The 15,875-nt window shown below is 73.4% G+C and carries 16 protein-coding genes; 2 read left to right on the top strand and 14 right to left on the bottom strand.

All coding sequences use genetic code 11. The features are described from left to right. Positions 1-80 precede the first annotated feature (80 nt). The 3 genes from groL to O7595_RS12920 all read right to left on the bottom strand — a co-directional run bounded on the left by groL (position 81) and on the right by O7595_RS12920 (position 3,487). Positions 81-1,703: a chaperonin GroEL gene (gene groL / locus O7595_RS12910; RefSeq protein WP_269728867.1), complete on the bottom strand. Its 1,623-nt coding sequence runs from the start codon at positions 1,701-1,703 to the stop codon at positions 81-83. Between the two features lie 100 nt (positions 1,704-1,803). Next, positions 1,804-2,112, bottom strand: a complete 309-nt coding sequence (gene groES / locus O7595_RS12915) for a co-chaperone GroES (protein WP_017949608.1) — start codon at positions 2,110-2,112, stop codon at positions 1,804-1,806. Between the two features lie 256 nt (positions 2,113-2,368). Next, a complete protein-coding gene (locus O7595_RS12920) occupies positions 2,369-3,487 on the bottom strand; it encodes a polysaccharide deacetylase family protein (RefSeq protein ID WP_269728868.1) in 1,119 nt (372 codons plus the stop codon). Between the two features lie 55 nt (positions 3,488-3,542). Here O7595_RS12920 and O7595_RS12925 point away from each other — a divergent pair, with 55 nt between their 5' ends. Further along, positions 3,543-4,853 (top strand): THUMP-like domain-containing protein, encoded by a 1,311-nt coding sequence (locus tag O7595_RS12925; protein WP_269728869.1) that lies wholly within the window; start codon positions 3,543-3,545, stop codon positions 4,851-4,853. A 281-nt stretch (positions 4,854-5,134) separates the two neighbouring features. On the opposite strand, the gene O7595_RS12930 is transcribed toward O7595_RS12925, so the two are convergent. Genes O7595_RS12930 through tsaB form a run of 4 tightly spaced genes read right to left on the bottom strand, consistent with a single transcriptional unit; the run spans position 5,135 to position 7,668 of the window. After that, positions 5,135-5,419 (bottom strand): hypothetical protein, encoded by a 285-nt coding sequence (locus O7595_RS12930; RefSeq protein ID WP_269728870.1) that lies wholly within the window; start codon positions 5,417-5,419, stop codon positions 5,135-5,137. Then, positions 5,416-6,528: a tRNA (adenosine(37)-N6)-threonylcarbamoyltransferase complex transferase subunit TsaD gene (gene tsaD / locus O7595_RS12935; RefSeq protein ID WP_269728871.1), complete on the bottom strand. Its 1,113-nt coding sequence runs from the start codon at positions 6,526-6,528 to the stop codon at positions 5,416-5,418. Before tsaD ends, O7595_RS12930 begins: the two co-directional genes overlap by 4 nt. Beyond that, the gene (rimI, locus tag O7595_RS12940) at positions 6,521-7,018 is read right to left on the bottom strand and encodes a ribosomal protein S18-alanine N-acetyltransferase (protein ID WP_269728872.1); all 498 of its coding nucleotides are present in this window, start codon (positions 7,016-7,018) and stop codon (positions 6,521-6,523) included. The genes tsaD and rimI overlap by 8 nt, the downstream gene beginning before the upstream one ends. Further along, positions 7,015-7,668: a tRNA (adenosine(37)-N6)-threonylcarbamoyltransferase complex dimerization subunit type 1 TsaB gene (tsaB, locus tag O7595_RS12945; RefSeq protein WP_269728873.1), complete on the bottom strand. Its 654-nt coding sequence runs from the start codon at positions 7,666-7,668 to the stop codon at positions 7,015-7,017. Before tsaB ends, rimI begins: the two co-directional genes overlap by 4 nt. A gap of 126 nt (positions 7,669-7,794) precedes the next feature. Between tsaB and O7595_RS12950 the strand changes: the two genes are divergently transcribed. Beyond that, on the top strand, positions 7,795-8,325 hold the full coding sequence (locus O7595_RS12950) for a L,D-transpeptidase (RefSeq protein WP_269732478.1): 531 nt from the start codon (positions 7,795-7,797) through the stop codon (positions 8,323-8,325). Positions 8,326-8,397: 72 nt separating this feature from the next. On the opposite strand, the gene O7595_RS12955 is transcribed toward O7595_RS12950, so the two are convergent. From O7595_RS12955 to glmS, 7 genes are all read right to left on the bottom strand, one after another. Beyond that, complete coding sequence (locus O7595_RS12955; protein ID WP_269728874.1) at positions 8,398-8,592, bottom strand: hypothetical protein; 195 nt, start codon at positions 8,590-8,592, stop codon at positions 8,398-8,400. 177 nt (positions 8,593-8,769) lie between these two features. Continuing rightward, complete coding sequence (gene tsaE, locus O7595_RS12960; protein ID WP_269728875.1) at positions 8,770-9,294, bottom strand: tRNA (adenosine(37)-N6)-threonylcarbamoyltransferase complex ATPase subunit type 1 TsaE; 525 nt, start codon at positions 9,292-9,294, stop codon at positions 8,770-8,772. Then, the gene (locus O7595_RS12965; RefSeq protein WP_269728876.1) at positions 9,266-10,495 is read right to left on the bottom strand and encodes an alpha/beta fold hydrolase; all 1,230 of its coding nucleotides are present in this window, start codon (positions 10,493-10,495) and stop codon (positions 9,266-9,268) included. Before O7595_RS12965 ends, tsaE begins: the two co-directional genes overlap by 29 nt. Positions 10,496-10,534: 39 nt before the next feature. Continuing rightward, positions 10,535-11,719 (bottom strand): alanine racemase, encoded by a 1,185-nt coding sequence (gene alr / locus O7595_RS12970; protein ID WP_269728877.1) that lies wholly within the window; start codon positions 11,717-11,719, stop codon positions 10,535-10,537. 91 nt (positions 11,720-11,810) lie between these two features. After that, complete coding sequence (locus O7595_RS12975; protein ID WP_269728878.1) at positions 11,811-13,244, bottom strand: NAD(P)H-hydrate dehydratase; 1,434 nt, start codon at positions 13,242-13,244, stop codon at positions 11,811-11,813. A 297-nt stretch (positions 13,245-13,541) separates the two neighbouring features. Then, on the bottom strand, positions 13,542-13,910 hold the full coding sequence (locus O7595_RS12980) for a holo-ACP synthase (RefSeq protein WP_269728879.1): 369 nt from the start codon (positions 13,908-13,910) through the stop codon (positions 13,542-13,544). Then, on the bottom strand, positions 13,907-15,754 hold the full coding sequence (gene glmS, locus O7595_RS12985; protein ID WP_269728880.1) for a glutamine--fructose-6-phosphate transaminase (isomerizing): 1,848 nt from the start codon (positions 15,752-15,754) through the stop codon (positions 13,907-13,909). The genes O7595_RS12980 and glmS overlap by 4 nt, the downstream gene beginning before the upstream one ends. Positions 15,755-15,875: the final 121 nt, after the last annotated feature.

The following is a 15,875-nucleotide window of genomic DNA, read 5'->3' on the forward strand; positions in this document are numbered from 1 at the left end:
CCCCGCACGGGGAAGGTCCCCGCTCCCTCCCGGGAGCGGGGACCTTCGTACGTCCTGGACGGACGGGAGACCGCCGCGGGTCAGTGGGCGTGGCCGTGCCCGTGGCCCGCGTCCGCCGGCTCCTCCTCCTTCTTCTCCACCACGAGGGTCTCGGTGGTGAGGAGCAGGGAGGCGATCGAGGCGGCGTTCTCGAGGGCCGAGCGGGTGACCTTGACCGGGTCGATGACGCCGGCCTTCACCAGGTCGCCGTACTCGCCGGTGGCGGCGTTGAAGCCGTTGCCCTTCTCCAGCTCCGCCACCTTCGCGGTGATGACGTAGCCCTCGAGGCCGGCGTTCTCGGCGATCCAGCGCAGCGGCTCGACCGCGGCACGGCGCACGACCGCGACACCGGTGGCCTCGTCGCCGTCCTTGCCGAGGCTGCCGTCCAGCACCTTGACGGCGTGGACCAGGGCGGAGCCACCACCGGAGACGATGCCCTCCTCGACCGCGGCGCGGGTCGCGGAGATGGCGTCCTCCAGACGGTGCTTCTTCTCCTTCAGCTCCACCTCGGTGGCGGCGCCGACCTTGATCACGCACACGCCGCCGGCCAGCTTCGCGAGGCGCTCCTGGAGCTTCTCGCGGTCCCAGTCGGAGTCCGTGGCCTCGATCTCGGCCTTGATCTGCGCGACGCGGCCGGCCACGTCCTCGCTCTTGCCGCCACCGTCGACGATCGTGGTGTCGTCCTTGGTGACGGTGACACGACGGGCGGTGCCCAGCACGTCCAGACCGGCCTGGTCGAGCTTGAGGCCGACCTCCTCGGAGATGACGGTGGCACCGGTGAGGGTGGCCATGTCCTGCAGCATCGCCTTGCGGCGGTCGCCGAAGCCGGGGGCCTTGACCGCGACCGCGTTGAAGGTGCCGCGGATCTTGTTGACGACGAGGGTGGACAGGGCCTCGCCCTCGACGTCCTCGGCGATGATCAGCAGCGGCTTGGAGGCCCCGGCCTGGATGACCTTCTCCAGCAGCGGGAGCAGGTCCTGGATGGAGGAGATCTTGCCCTGGTTGATCAGGATGTACGGGTCGTCGAGGACGGCCTCCATACGCTCCTGGTCGGTCACCATGTACGGCGACAGGTAGCCCTTGTCGAAGGCCATGCCCTCGGTGAAGTCCAGCTCCAGACCGAAGGTGTTGGACTCCTCGACGGTGATGACACCGTCCTTGCCGACCTTGTCCATCGCCTCGGCGATGAGCTCGCCGACCTGCTGGTCCTGGGCGGACAGCGCGGCGACGGCGGCGATGTCGGACTTCTCCTCGATCGGGCGCGCGGTGGCGATCAGCTCGTCGGAGACGGCCTTGACCGCGGCGTCGATGCCCTTCTTCAGGGCGGCCGGGGAGGCGCCGGCGGCGACGTTGCGCAGGCCCTCGCGGACCAGGGCCTGGGCGAGCACGGTGGCGGTGGTGGTGCCGTCACCCGCGATGTCGTTGGTCTTGGTCGCCACCTCCTTCACCAGCTGGGCGCCGAGGTTCTCGTACGGGTCCTCGATCTCGACCTCACGGGCGATCGTGACACCGTCGTTGGTGATGGTGGGGGCACCGAACTTCTTGTCGATCACGACGTTGCGGCCCTTGGGGCCGATCGTCACCTTGACCGTGTCTGCGAGCTTGTTGACGCCGCGCTCAAGGGCGCGACGGGCGTCCTCGTCGAACTTCAGGATCTTCGCCATGGAGCTTCTCAAGTCCTCTCAAAGCGAACCGCGCCCCCCGCCGCCCGGCTTCATCATCAGCGGGGGCCAGGGGCGCGGCTCTGAGCAAATCTGCGGTGAACTACTTCTCGACGATCGCGAGCACGTCGCGGGCCGAGAGGACGAGGTACTCCTCGCCGCTGTACTTCACCTCGGTGCCGCCGTACTTGCTGTAGAGCACGACATCGCCGGTCTTGACGTCGAGCGGAAGACGCTCGCCGTTCTCGAAGCGGCCCGGGCCGACGGCCAGGACGACGCCCTCCTGGGGCTTCTCCTTGGCAGTGTCCGGAATGACCAGGCCAGAGGCGGTGGTCTGCTCGGCGTCGAGCGGCTGGACCACGATGCGGTCCTCGAGCGGCTTGATGGCAACCTTGGAGCTGGTGGTCGTCACGATCCGACCTCCCCCTTCGGAGATCTCACGGGGTTCAACTGTCTGAGGTGGCGACCAGGTGGATCCGTCGTCGCGGGTGCCGGACCTGCCCGTCGCTGTGTTGGCACTCTCCGGTGGGGAGTGCCAGAGCCGAGACTATGACCGGGATTAGCACTCGGTCAAGCGGAGTGCCAATCCACTGCGTGTTCGGCCGGTTCCCGACGGGCCGTCCGGCGGGCGTCCCCTCGCGCGGGCGGCCTGTGCCCCGACGCGATCCTCAGACGTAGTCCTCCAGCCGCGCCACGGCATAGCCCTTCGAGGTCACGACCTTCATCACGTGGCGGATCATGTCAGGCATGCCGCCCTTCCACTCCGCCTTGCCGCGGAAGTGCGTGAGGATGATGTCGCCGGGATGCAGATCCCGGTCCCACTCGCGCCACTCCATGTGGTCGGGGAACGCCTCCGCCGCCCACAGCGGCACGGCCTTCACACCGCACGACCCGGCCGCGCGCAGCGTGTCCCGGTTGTAGCTGCCGTACGGCGGGCGGAAGAGCCGCGGCCGCTCGCCGAACCGCTTCTCGATCCTGGCCTGCTGCCCGCAGATCTCCGCCCTCTGCTTCGCGTACGGCAGCGCCGGCAGGTAGGGGTGCGTGAGCGTGTGGTTGTGCAGGGAGACACCGCGGTCCTGCATCTTCTCGAAGTAGCCGTAGTCGTCCCGGACGACGTAGTCGCTGAGGAAGGCGCTGTACGGGATCTGCAGCTCGCTCATCATCCGCAGCAGCTCCGGGTCCTTCTCCGCGCCGTCGTCGATGGTCAGGAAGACGACCTTCTGCTTGGTGGGCACGGTGGTGAAGACCGGCGGCAGGCCCTTGTGGCGGTCGACCTCGAAGCCCTTGCGCGTGGTGATCCTCGGCTTCTCGTCGGGCGGTGGGGGCGCGGGCAGCGGGACCTGCCGGAGGCCCCAGCGCCTGGCGGCGGCAGCCCGGGCGGCCTGGATCTTCTTCATGCGCTTGGCGTACGCGGCGAGTGCCTCGGCCGGTCCGGCGGGCGCCTTCCCCCCCGCCCGCTCCCGGCCCTCGCCGCGCTCACCCTTCCCCCGCCCCCCGCCCCCCTCGCCGGAGCCCTTCCGGGCGCCTTCCCGGCCCTCCTCCCCGTCATCCCCCCGGCCCTCCGCCCGGTCCTCCGCCTTCCGGGACCCGCCGCCCTCCTTCCGCGATCCGGCGCCCTCGCGCGCGTCCTCGCCCTCCCGGCCCTTCCGCTCCCCCCGCACGGGCGACCCCGGCTCCTGGCCGTGCGCGGGAGCGGCGGCCGACGCGGTGGCGCCGGCCCCGCCGCCGTCGTGTCCGGGCTCGGCGGCACAGCCCGAGCCGACGGCCATGACGAGCAGCACGCACATCCACATACGTCTGCGCCGAATTGCCGGCTTCTTTTCGTTTTGTCGTACTGGCTGCATGGCGTCGCATCCTGTCAGCGCCGCGCGCCCGCGAAGGTCCGACAGCGCCGCCCGGCCGCGCACCGTCCCCCGGCCGGCCGACAATGGCCGGGTGAACGACGCCGACTCGCCCTCCCCGCTCGCCCCTCTGCTCACCGACGAAGGGCAGGCCCTGCTCGCCGCCCTGCGCGACTACGACCCGGGAGAGGAGCTGGGCGTCGCCACCCGGCTGCGCCGCGACCACCCGGCCGAGCTGGTCTCGGCCGCGCTGACGCAGGCCCGGCTGAGGCAGCGCGCGGTGGCCAAGTTCGGCGCGGAGGACGCCTACCGGATGTACTTCACGCCCAACGGCGTGGAGCAGTCGACCCGGGCGTCCGTCGCCGCCCACCGAGCCGCCCGGTTCGCGGAACTCGGTGTACGGAGCGTCGCGGACCTGTGCTGCGGGATCGGCGGCGACGCGATCGCGCTCGCCCGCGCCGGGATCTCCGTACTCGCCGTGGACCGCGACCCGTTCACCGCCGACGTCGCCCGGGCCAACGCCGAGGCGCTGGGCCTGGCCCCGCTGATCGAGGTCCGCCGGGCCGATGTCACCGAGGTCGACACCTCGTCCCACGACGCCGTCTTCGTGGACCCCGCCCGCCGTGCCGGGCGGCCGGGAGGAGGGCGCGGGGCGAAGGGCGGCAGCGGCCGGATCTTCGACCCGGAGGCGTACTCACCACCGCTGTCCTGGGCCGTCGGGGCGGCCCGCACGGCCGGGTTCGCGGCCCTCAAGATCGCTCCGGGCATCCCGCACGAGGCCATCCCCGAGGACGCCGAGGCCGAGTGGATCTCCGACCACGGGGACGTGAAGGAGGCCGTGCTCTGGTTCGGCACCGCCCCGGGCGCCCGGCGCGCCACGCTGCTGCCGTCGGGCGCCCAGCTCGTCGGACGCGGGCTGCCCGACCCGTGCGTACGCAGGACCGGCCGCTACCTCTACGAGCCCGACGGCGCCGTGATCCGCGCCCATCTGGTCGCTGAGGTCGCCGAGGAGCTCGGCGGCGGTCTGCTCGACGGGACGATCGCGTACATCACGGCCGACGAGCTGCGCCCGACGCCGTACGCGACCGCGTACGAGATCACCGACGAGCTCCCGTTCAACCTGAAGAAGCTCAGGGCCCTGCTGCGCGAACGGGAAGTCGGCACGCTCACCGTCAAGAAGCGAGGATCGGCGGTCGAACCCGAGGAGCTGCGCCGCAAGGTGAAGCCGAGCGGGCCGAACGCGGCCACGGTCTTCCTGACCCGCGTGGCCGGTGCGCCCACCGTGCTGATCGGCGCTCCGGCGGGCGCCTGACGCGGCGTCGGGCGCAGCGGCACGCGCGCCCGACGCCGTCCGTGCGCCGCCCCGGGCGCCGCGGCGGAGGGGACCGCCGAGGTCGGGCGGCGCGTTGCCGTTGGGCGGTGCGGTGGCGGGGCCGGCCGGTGCCGCCGAGACGTGCGTCGGAACACGCGTACGAGACCATCGCCCGGACGGCGGCGCCTTCCGGCCCCGACCCGGCGTACACGGAGGGGAGTTGACGCCGTGCCCGCCGGGGCGCGACCGCCCTCCGCCCGGGCGACCGGCCCGACGGGGGATCAGCCGCCGGTGCGGTCCGCTCCGGAGAAGTCGAGCGACTGGAAGCGCCACCGGTGCACCGGCCGGCCGACCAGCCCGGCGTCCGGGTCCGGCAGCTCGGGGAGCTCGTCGTCCGGACCGTCCGTCTCCCACCAGGTCAGCACCAGCACCCGCTCACCCGGCGCCCGGAAGGTCTCCCGGCGCAGCGGGGCCTCGCCGAGGGTCTGGGCGCGGGCCCACTCCAGCAGCTCCCCGCCCCGCCCGGAGGCCGCCCTGGCCTCCCACATCAGGGTGACGACGGTCATGAGTACAGGTTGTCCTTGCTGATCTCGTGCACATGGTCGTGGTCGTGCACACGACCGTGGTGGTGCTCGCCCGGCACGTGCGGATCGGTCACCGGCAGCGAGGAGTCCGCGGACAGCTCCCAGTCCGAGGCGGGCCGGTTCCTGGCGACCATCTCCGCCCCGAGCGCGGCGACCATGGCCCCGTTGTCCGTGCACAGCTTCGGCCGGGGCACCCGCAGCCGGATCCCGGCGCGCTCGCAGCGCTCCTCGGCCATCGCGCGCAGCCGGGAGTTCGCGGCGACCCCGCCGCCGATCATCAGATGGTCGACGCCCTCGTCCTTGCAGGCGCGTACGGCCTTCCGGGTCAGCACGTCGACCACGGCCTCCTGGAAGGAGGCGGCGACGTCCCGCACGGGAACGTCCTCGCCCGCGTTGCGCTTGGCCTCGATCCAGCGGGCCACGGCCGTCTTCAGCCCGGAGAAGGAGAAGTCGTACGCGGGGTCGCGGGGACCGGTCAGCCCGCGCGGGAAGGCGATCGCCCCAGGGTCCCCCTCCTTGGCGAGCCGGTCGATGACCGGGCCGCCGGGGAAGCCGAGGTTCAGCACCCTGGCGATCTTGTCGAACGCCTCGCCCGCGGCGTCGTCGATCGTCGCCCCCATGGGCCGCACGTCGGCGGTGATGTCGGGTGCCAGCAGCAGCGAGGAGTGACCGCCGGAGACCAGCAGGGCCATCGTCGGCTCGGGCAGCGGGCCGTGCTCCAGCTGGTCGACGCAGATGTGCGAGGCGAGGTGGTTCACGCCGTACAGCGGCTTGCCCAGGGCGTACGCGTACGCCTTGGCGGCGGAGACGCCCACGAGCAGCGCGCCGGCGAGGCCCGGGCCGGCCGTGACCGCGATGCCGTCGAGGTCCCCGGCCGAGACCCCGGCCTCCTTCAGGGCGCGTTCGACGGTCGGGACCATCGCCTCCAGATGGGCGCGGGAGGCGACCTCGGGCACGACCCCGCCGAAGCGCGCGTGCTCGTCGACGCTCGAGGCGATGGCGTCGGCGAGGAGCGTCGTCCCGCGGACGATACCGACGCCGGTCTCGTCGCAGGACGTCTCGATGCCGAGTACGAGGGGTTCGTCAGCCATGGTTTCGGGTTCCTTGTGCGTCGTGTACGTGCAGCCGCATCACGAGGGCGTCGACGTTGCCGGGCTGGTAGTAGCCGCGGCGGAAGCCGATCGGCTCGAAGCCGAAGCGCTCGTACAGCTTCTGGGCCCGGGTGTTGTCCACCCGTACTTCGAGCAGGACCTCGTCGCACTCGAAAGCGGTCGCGTGCTGCAGCAGGTCGGTGAGGAGCCGGGCGCCGAGGCCCGTGCCCCACTGGTCGCGGGCGACGGCGATGGTCTGGACGTCACCGAGCCCGCCGGCCGCGGCGAGGCCCGCGTAGCCGACGATCCGCCCCTCCGCCGGGTCCTGGGCGACCACGTAGTGGCGCGTCGCCTGCGGGCCGCGCGCGTGCGCCAGCTCGGACCAGAACATTCCCGGGGACCAGGCGTCCTCCGGGAACAGCTCGTGCTCGAGGTCCAGCACCGGCGCGATGTCCCACCAGCGCATCCCGCGCAGGACAGGGGCGCTCACTTCGGCGTGACCACCTTGTAGTTCTTGGGCACCTGGGCGTCCGGGCGGCGCAGGTACAGCGGCCGCGGCGGCAGGAGTTCCTCGCCGGCGGCCAGCTTCCCGGCGGCCAGTGCGGCGAGGGCGGCCGCCGACTGGTGCTCGGGGCCCCGGGCGTGCGGGAAGACCTCCGGGTACAGCAGGGCGCCGGCGCCGACCGCGGGGAGCCCCGCGACCTGCTCGGCGATCTCGGCGGGCCGGTCGACCGCGGGCTCGCCGGCCCTCGTGCGGGTGCCGTCGTACCGCGCCCAGTAGACCTCCTTGCGCCGCGCGTCCGTGGCGACCACGAACGGCTCGTCCAGCCCGGAGGCGTACGCCAGCCCGTCCAGCGTGCACAGTCCGTGGACCGGCACCCCGAGCGCCGAGCCGAAGGTGGCCGCGGTGACCAGGCCCACGCGCAGTCCGGTGTACGGGCCGGGCCCGACGCCGACGACGAGAGCGGTGACCGCGTCGAGTTTCAGACCGGCGGAGGCGAGGACCCGGTCGACGGAGGGCAGCAGCAGCTCCCCGTGCCGGCGGGCGTCGACCTGGGTGGACTCGGCGACGACGGAGTCGCCGTCGTGGAGGGCGACGGTGACGGCGGGCGTGGCGGTATCAAGGGCGAGCAAGAGCACGCAAACAGCCTACGGCCACCGCGGGGGAGGCACGGCTTCCCGCCCCACCGCCCCCCTGCTGCTACCGTCACTCAGGCAGGTGTGCGGGCGAGGGGAGCAGGCGTGGCAAGGAGCAGCTCGGGAACGGTGACCGGGCTCACCGCTGCGGCCCTCGCCGTCGTCACGTTCCTCGCGTACCAGGCCTCCGCCAACGTGCCGGCGAGCCTGGAGAAGCCCGCGAAGGCCGCCCCCAGCGCCCGCCCCTCGGAGGCCGCCGCCGAGGAACCGCGCAAGGACCCGCTGGCCGTCCCCACGGGATCCGGCAAGGGCGTGCGCGTGGTCTACTCGCTGGCCGAGCGCCGGGTCTGGCTGGTCGGCGCGGGTCAGCTCACCCAGACGTTCCCGGTCGTGCCCAGCACGGTCAGCCCGCGGCCCGGCACGTACGAGGTGACGTCGCGCAGCGGCCGGATCGAGGGTTCGGACGGCGTGGAGATCGAGCACGTCGTGCGGTTCGCCAAGGTCGACGACGTGTCGATCGGCTTCAGTGCCGCCGTGGACGGGTCGATGGCGAGTCCGGACCCGGGCAGGAAGACCGGCGGCGTACGCATGAAGCGGGCCGACGGCGACGCCATGTGGACGTTCGCGACGATCGGCTCGAAGATCGTCGTCGTGCCGTAGCGGAGCAGGGAGACCGGCGCCCCGCGGCACCCGGAAGGCACTCACGGCGCCCGGGAGTTTCACCCGAACGGACTATGCCGCGTCGCGGCGGGACTCCCGCTCGGATGGGTCCCCGGCCGGTACGGACTCGCCGCGGTCGCGCGGCGGCGTGGAGACCGCGCTGGCCGCCGCGCACGACGCCAGCAGATCACGCATGGAGACAGCCGCCGGCGACGGCCGGGGCGACGGCTTCGGCCGCGACTGCGCTTCGTGCTCGGACGCCGGCATGGATGCCTCCTGGTGCTCCGGGGGCAGGCGTGGTTAGGCAGACCTAACCACGTACTGCCCTCAATGTGACCATGCCCGGAGCGGCGCACGCAACACCTTGCCGACGTCTTGTCGGAACGTACACACGGGCGGACGAGGAGTCCCGGCGGACGCCGGGCGTCCGGACCCGGCATGGGCTCAGGCGCTGAGCCCGGCCAGTCCGGCGTCCGCCCAGCGCGGACCGGTGCCGGTGAGCGTGACCTGGCGGCGGTCGTCGTCCGTGTTGCCCACGACGCGGTGGATGACCACGTGCAGGCGGTCCTCCGACAGGTCCTCGACCTTGCCGTCGCCCCACTCCACGACGACGACCGATTCCGGCAGCGACACGTCGAGGTCGAGGTCCTCCATCTCGTCCAGCCCGCCGCCCAGCCGGTAGGCGTCCACGTGCACCAGCGCGGGTCCGCCGACCAGGGACGGATGCACCCGGGCGATCACGAAGGTCGGGGAGGTGACGGCACCGCGCACGCCCAGGCCCTCGCCGAGCCCGCGCGTCAGGGTCGTCTTGCCGGCGCCGAGCTCGCCGGTGAGCATCACGAGGTCACCGGGCCGTAGCAGCTTGGCGAGCCGGCGGCCCAGCTCCAGGGTCTGCTCCGGCGAGGTGAGGGTGAGACGGACGGCGGACCGGTGAGCGGTCTCAGCCGCCGGGCTGTGCGGTGCTTCCATACGTGCCAACGTTAGCCGCTGCCGGGACCGCCCCGACCCGCACCAGCAGGTCCGCCAGCCGGTCGGTGACCACCTCGGGGTGCTCCAGCATCACCAGGTGCCCCGCGTCCGGCACGATGACCAGCTCCCCGTCCGGCAGGAGGTCCGCGATCGCCTCACTGTGCGAGCTGGGGGTGACCAGGTCGCGGTCCCCGGCCAGCACCAGCACCGGGACCTCCTGGAAGACGTCCAGCGCCGCCGCCTTGTCGTGCTCCGCGAAGGCCGGGTAGAACTCGGCGACGACGTCGATCGGCGTCCCCTCGATCATCCGCTCGGCGAACCTGGCCACCGCCGGGTCCACGTCCCTGGAGCTGAACGAGTAGCGCTTGATCAGCCCGGCGAAGAGGTCGGCCGTCGCCCTCCGGCCCCGCTCCACCAGCTCCGCCTGCGAGCCGAGCGCCTTCAGCACCCCCGGCAGCACCCGGCGCACCACGTTCACACCCGCCACCGGGAGGCCGTAGTTCACCTCCCCGAGCCGGCCGGCCGAGGTGCCGACGAACGCGGCGCCCACGACCCTCTCCCGGATCAGCTCCGGGTACGCGGCGGCCAGCGCCATCAACGTCATACCGCCCATCGAATGACCCACCAGCACCAGCGGCCCCTCCGGAGCGGCCTCGTCGACCACCGCCTTCAGATCACGGCCCAGCTGGTCGATGGAGACCGGCACCCCGTCCGGGCCGGTCTGGGCGGCACCCCGGCCCGACCGGCCGTGGCTGCGCTGGTCCCAGTGGACGGTACGGATCAGCCCGCGCAGCGCGGCCCGCTGGAAGTGCCAGGAGTCCTGGTTGAGGCAGTAGCCGTGGCAGAACACGACGGTCACCGGCGCGGGGGCCTTGCGGCCGAACAGCCTGCGCCGGCGCGGCGCGGTGCCGCCCGTCTCCGGATCCACCTCGTCCGTCTCGAAGTACAGGGCCGTGCCGTCGTCCGCGACGGCCCTGCCCGGAGTGCCGCGAAGCGCCCCGTACGGCCCGGAGGCGTCCAGTGCGAGCCTGGCCTTCCGGCGCATGCCGCGGCCCACGGTCATCCGCTCCATCGCGACGCCCGCCGCCGCACCGGCGGCGATCACCCCTATGGCGGCGCCGGCGACACCCGCCCGGCGCCAGTTGCCCGTGGCGGCGTCGGTCACCGCCGCCGCCACGTCCCCCGCGCTGTTCTCGCTCACCGTGCCGCTCCTACTGGTGGTCGTCTCCTGGTCGTCCGGTCAGTCGCCGGATGCCGTGCCGTCGCCCTCGTGGAGGTCGTCCTCGTGGAGATGGACGCGCGGGACGCGCGCCCCGATCCGGGTCACGATCTCGTAGGCGATCGTGCCCGCCGCCTCAGCCCAGTCCTGGGCGGTCGGCTCGCCCCCGTCGCCCGGGCCGAACAGCACCGCCTCCGCGCCCTCCTCGACCGACTCCCCCTCGGGGCCGAGGTCGACGACGAACTGGTCCATCGCCACCCGGCCCGCCACTCGCCGCCACTCGCCGCCGACCAGCACCGGACCGCGGCCGGAGGCGTGCCTCGGGATGCCGTCCGCGTACCCCACCGGCACCAGGCCAAGGGTGGTCTCACCGCCGGTGACGTAGTGGTGCCCGTAACTGACGCCGTGTCCGGCGGGGACGCGCTTCACCAGTGCCACCGACGCCCTGAGCGTCATCACCGGGCGCAGCCCGAAGTCGGCGGGTGTGCCCAGCTCCGGGCTCGGCGAGATCCCGTACACCGCGACGCCCGTGCGCACCAGGTCGAAGTGGCTCTCCGGAAGGGTCAGCGTGGCCGGGGAGTTGGCGATGTGCCGCACCTCCGGCTCGATTCCCTCCTTCTCGGCGTACGCCACCAGGTCCTTGAAGACGGACAGCTGGGCGGCGATGGAGGGGTGACCGGGCTCGTCGGCGCAGGCGAAGTGCGACCACAGGCCGGTGACCCTGACGGTGCCCGCCTCCTCGGCGACCCGGGCCGCCGCGACCAGTTCCGCCCAGTCGGCCGGCTGGCAGCCGTTGCGCCCCAGGCCCGTGTCCGCCTTGAGCTGGATCCTCGCGCGGCGGCCGGCCGCCGCGGCCGCCCGCGTCACCTCGCGCAGCGCCCACATACCGCTGACCGACACGTCCAGGTCCGCCTCGACCGCCTCGCGCCAAGGGCCTCCGGGCGTCCACAGCCAGCACATCACCCGGCCGCCGATCCCGGCGGCCCGCAGTCCGAGCGCCTCCTCCGGCGTCGCGGTGCCCAACCAGTCGGCGCCCGCGGCCAGGGCGGCTTTCGCACAGGGCACCATCCCGTGTCCGTACGCGTCCGACTTGACCACGGCCATGAGGGCGGCGCGGGGCGCCCGCGCACGCAGTGCGCGGACGTTGGCGCGCAGCGCGGCGAGGTCGATCTCGGCACGGGCCCGGAAAGGTGCGTTCTGAGTCATCGCGCTCAGTCTCTCAGAGGCCCGCCGCTCAGTTCGTACGGCAACGACCACGAGTGGCCCTGGTCACCCACGCGCTGTGGCCTGCGGCACGTCAGGGTGTCCGCGTGTCGCGCCAGGCCCGCGGAATCGCCCCCGCCACCTCCTGTGCGGTCACCGGGGCACCCCGCGAGGCGAGCCGCGCCGCCAGGCCGTGCAGATACGCGGCGGCGGAGGCGGCGTCGAGCGGTTCGAGGCCGGCAGCGAGGAGCGAGCCGGCGAGCCCCGACAGCACGTCGCCGCTGCCGGCCGTGGCGAGCCAGGAGGTGCCCGTCGGGTTCACCCTGACCGGGCGGCGGGCGTCCGCGTCGGCCACGAGCGTCGTGGAGCCCTTCAGCAGCACCGTGGCGCCGTACTTGGCGGCCAGCGCCCGTACGGAGCCGAGCCGCGCGGCCTCCACCTCCCCGCGCTCCACCCCGAGCAGCACGGCCGCCTCGCCCGCGTGCGGAGTGAGCAGCGTCGGGGCGCTGCGGGCCCGCACCGTGTCCGGGTCGAGGCCCCGGAGGCCGTCGGCGTCGACCAGGACCGGGACGTCGGACTCCAGCACCTCCGCCACCCCCGGAGCGTCGCCGAGGCCCGGTCCGACGACCCAGGCCTGTACCCGGCCCGCGCGGGACGGCGGCCAGCCGTGCACCAGCACCTCCGGGAACCGGGCGATCACCGCGTCCGCCCCGGGCCCCACGTACCGCACGGCCCCGGCGCCGCCGTGCACCGCGCCCGCCACGGCCAGCACCGCGGCGCCCGGGTAGCGGGCCGACCCGGCCACGACGCCGACGACCCCGCGCCGGTACTTGTCGCTCTCCGCGGCGGGCACCGGCACCAGACGTGCCACGTCCGCGTGTTGCAGCGCCTCCAGGTCCGGTACGGACGGCAGCCGGGGACCGAGGCCGATGTCGACGAGCCGCACGGCGCCTGCGTACTCGTGGGCCGGATCGACGAGCAGGCCCGGTTTGTACGTGCCGAAGGTGACGGTGGCGTCGGCCCGCACGGCCTCGCCCTCGACCTCGCCCGTGTCCGCCTCGACACCGCTCGGCAGATCGACGGCGACGACCGTCGCGCCGGAGCCGCGCGCGGCCCGCGCGAGCGGGACCGCGTCCGGGCGCAGACCGCCCCGGCCGCCGATGCCGGTGATGCCGTCGAGGACGACGTCGGCGACGGCGAGCACGGCGAATGGGTCCTCGGCGACCCGGCCCCCGGCGACCCGCAGCGCCGCGAGCCCGCCGCGGTGGACGCGGTCCGGGGCGAGCAGCACCGCGCTCACGCCGGCGCCGCGGCGGGCCAGCCGGGCGCCCGCGTACAGGGCGTCGCCGCCGTTGTCGCCGCTGCCGACGAGCAGGACGATCCGGGCGCCGGAGACGCGGGGCAGCAGACCGGCGACCGCCGCGGCGAGCCCCGCGGCGGCCCGCTGCATGAGGGCACCCTCCGGCAGGCCGGCCATCAGTTCGGCCTCGGCGGCCCTTACGGTGTCGACGCTGTAGGCATGACGCATGCTCAGAAGCATGCCGTGCGCGCGTGCGTGGCGCCTGCGGTGGCGTGATGTTCGGCGCCCTCTCGACGGGCGTCACCCCCTCCGGCCGGTCCCGGTCGAACCGGCCGCCCCGCAGGTCGTGGCGCGGCAGGCGGGGGGAGACGCGATGAGGGGCGTGACTCGCCCTCCTGCGGGGGGAGCCACGCCGAAACGCACCCGGCTCCGGCGGCGGAGGGCCGTCGGCGCAGGCCGACCCGCCGTCCAGGACCGGGACCGGCCCCGGGTGGTCCGACCGGCCAGGGGGCCCTCGGGCAGGTCCTACCCCTCCGCGACCACCATCGCCGACGCCACCCCCGCGTCGTGGCTCAGCGAGATGTGCCACGAACGCACCCCCCGCTCCCGCGCCGCCGACGCCACCGTGCCGGTGACCCGGAGGCGCGGCCTGCCGGAGTCCTCGACGTAGACCTCGCAGTCCGTCCAGAGCAGCCCTGCCGGTGCGCCCAGCGCCTTGGCCACCGCCTCCTTCGCGGCGAAGCGTGCCGCGAGGGAGGCGATTCCGCGCCGTTCCCCGCTCGGGAGGAACAGCTCGCTCCGCAGGAAGAGCCGGTCGGCCATCGCCGGTGTCCTGAGCAGCGCCTCCTCGAAGCGGTCGATCTCGGCGACGTCGATCCCCACCCCGATGATCATTCGACGGTGACCGACTTCGCCAGGTTGCGCGGCTGGTCCACCTCGTTGCCACGGGCGGTGGCGAGTTCGCAGGCGAAGACCTGGAGGGGGACGGTCGCCACCATCGGCTGGAGCAGTGCCGGGGTCTGCGGGATGCGGATCAGGTGGTCGGCGTACGCCTCGACCGCCTCGTCCCCCTCCTCGGCGATGACGATGGTCCGGGCGCCGCGGGCCCGGATCTCCTGGATGTTGGACACGATCTTGTCGTGCAGCACGGAACGGCTGCGCGGCGACGGCACGACGATGACCACGGGCAGACCGTTCTCGATCAGGGCGATGGGCCCGTGCTTGAGCTCGCCGGCCGCGAAGCCCTCGGCGTGCATGTAGGCGAGTTCCTTGAGCTTCAGCGCGCCCTCCAGGGCCACCGGGTAACCGACGTGCCGGCCGAGGAAGAGCACCGTGTTCTTGCGGGCCAGCGAACGGGCGAGCTTGCGCACCGGCTCCATGGTCTCCAGGACCTGGTCCACCTGGGTGGCGATCTGCGAGAGGTCCCGGATGACGGCCCGGATCTCGTCGCCCCACTTGGTGCCGCGCACCTGCCCGAGGTACAGCGCGACCAGGTAGCAGGCCACCAGCTGGGTCAGGAACGCCTTGGTCGAGGCCACCGCGACCTCCGGCCCGGCGTGCGTGTAGAGCACGGCGTCCGACTCGCGCGGGATCGTGGAACCGTTGGTGTTGCAGATGGCGAGGACCTTCGCACCCTGCTCACGGGCGTGGCGCAGCGCCATGAGCGTGTCCATGGTCTCGCCGGACTGCGAGATGGCGACGACGAGGGTGCGCTGGTCGAGGATCGGGTCGCGGTAGCGGAACTCGCTCGCCAGCTCCACCTCGCACGGGATCCGCGTCCAGTGCTCGATGGCGTACTTGGCGATGAGCCCGGCGTGGAACGCCGTGCCGCACGCCACGATCACCACCTTGTGCGCCTCCCGCAGCACCGCCGCGGGGATCCGCACCTCGTCGAGCGTGAGCGATCCCTCGGCGTCGATCCGCCCGAGGAGCGTGTCGGCGACGGCCTTCGGCTGCTCGGCGATCTCCTTGAGCATGAAGTAGTCGTAGCCGCCCTTCTCGGCGGCGGAGGCGTCCCAGTCCACGTGGTACGAGCGCACCTCCGCGGGCGCGCCGTCGAAGTCGGTCACCGTGACGCCGTCGCGCCGGAGTTCGACGACCTGGTCCTGCCCGAGCTCGACGGCCGATCGCGTGTGGGCGATGAACGCGGCGACGTCCGATGCCAGGAACGCCTCGCCGTCGCCGATGCCTACGACGAGCGGGGAGTTGCGCCGTGCGCCGACGACGACGTCCGGCTCGTCCGCGTGGACGGCGACGAGCGTGAACGCACCGTCCAGCCGCCGGCACACCAGCCGCATGGCCTCGGCGAGTTCGCCGCAGGACGAGAACTCCTCGGCGAGCAGATGGGCCACGACCTCGGTGTCCGTCTCGGAGGCGAGGTCGTGGCCGCGCTCGGCGAGTTCGGCCCGCAGCGCGGCGAAGTTCTCGATGATGCCGTTGTGGACGACGGCGACGCGCCCGGCGTTGTCCAGGTGCGGATGGGCGTTGGCGTCGGTGGGGCCGCCGTGGGTGGCCCAACGCGTGTGCCCGATACCAGTGGACCCGCTCGGCAGCGGCCGGTCGGTGAGTTCCTTCTCCAGGTTGAGCAGCTTCCCGGCCTTCTTGGCCGCGGCCAGCCCTCCGTCGGAGAGCACGGCCACGCCTGCCGAGTCGTAGCCCCGGTATTCGAGCCGCTTGAGCCCGGCGATGACGACATCGAGCGCGGACTGCGCTCCCACGTAACCCACGATTCCGCACATGGCGGCAGCCTACGACTCCGGCGCCCCGCCCGCCGCCGTCGCGGACCGCGTGAGCGCGGCGGTCCGCCGCCGGCCGGTCGTGCGGCCGGCGGCGGGGGCCGGTCGGCGAGGTGACCGTGCG

The organism is Streptomyces sp. WMMC940 (genome assembly GCF_027460265.1).
Lineage (GTDB): Bacteria > Actinomycetota > Actinomycetes > Streptomycetales > Streptomycetaceae > Streptomyces.

Coding starts and splice junctions, on each gene's coding strand:
- groL (WP_269728867.1), bottom strand. CDS start 1,703: ATGGCGAAGATCCTGAAGTTCGACGAGGACGCCCGTCGCGCCCTTGAG.
- O7595_RS12920 (WP_269728868.1), bottom strand. CDS start 3,487: ATGTGCGTGCTGCTCGTCATGGCCGTCGGCTCGGGCTGTGCCGCCGAG.
- O7595_RS12925 (WP_269728869.1), top strand. CDS start 3,543: ATGGCGTCGCATCCTGTCAGCGCCGCGCGCCCGCGAAGGTCCGACAGC.
- O7595_RS12930 (WP_269728870.1), bottom strand. CDS start 5,419: ATGACCGTCGTCACCCTGATGTGGGAGGCCAGGGCGGCCTCCGGGCGG.
- tsaD (WP_269728871.1), bottom strand. CDS start 6,528: ATGGCTGACGAACCCCTCGTACTCGGCATCGAGACGTCCTGCGACGAG.
- O7595_RS12955 (WP_269728874.1), bottom strand. CDS start 8,592: ATGCCGGCGTCCGAGCACGAAGCGCAGTCGCGGCCGAAGCCGTCGCCC.
- tsaE (WP_269728875.1), bottom strand. CDS start 9,294: ATGGAAGCACCGCACAGCCCGGCGGCTGAGACCGCTCACCGGTCCGCC.
- alr (WP_269728877.1), bottom strand. CDS start 11,719: ATGACTCAGAACGCACCTTTCCGGGCCCGTGCCGAGATCGACCTCGCC.
- O7595_RS12975 (WP_269728878.1), bottom strand. CDS start 13,244: ATGCGTCATGCCTACAGCGTCGACACCGTAAGGGCCGCCGAGGCCGAA.
- O7595_RS12980 (WP_269728879.1), bottom strand. CDS start 13,910: ATGATCATCGGGGTGGGGATCGACGTCGCCGAGATCGACCGCTTCGAG.
- glmS (WP_269728880.1), bottom strand. CDS start 15,754: ATGTGCGGAATCGTGGGTTACGTGGGAGCGCAGTCCGCGCTCGATGTC.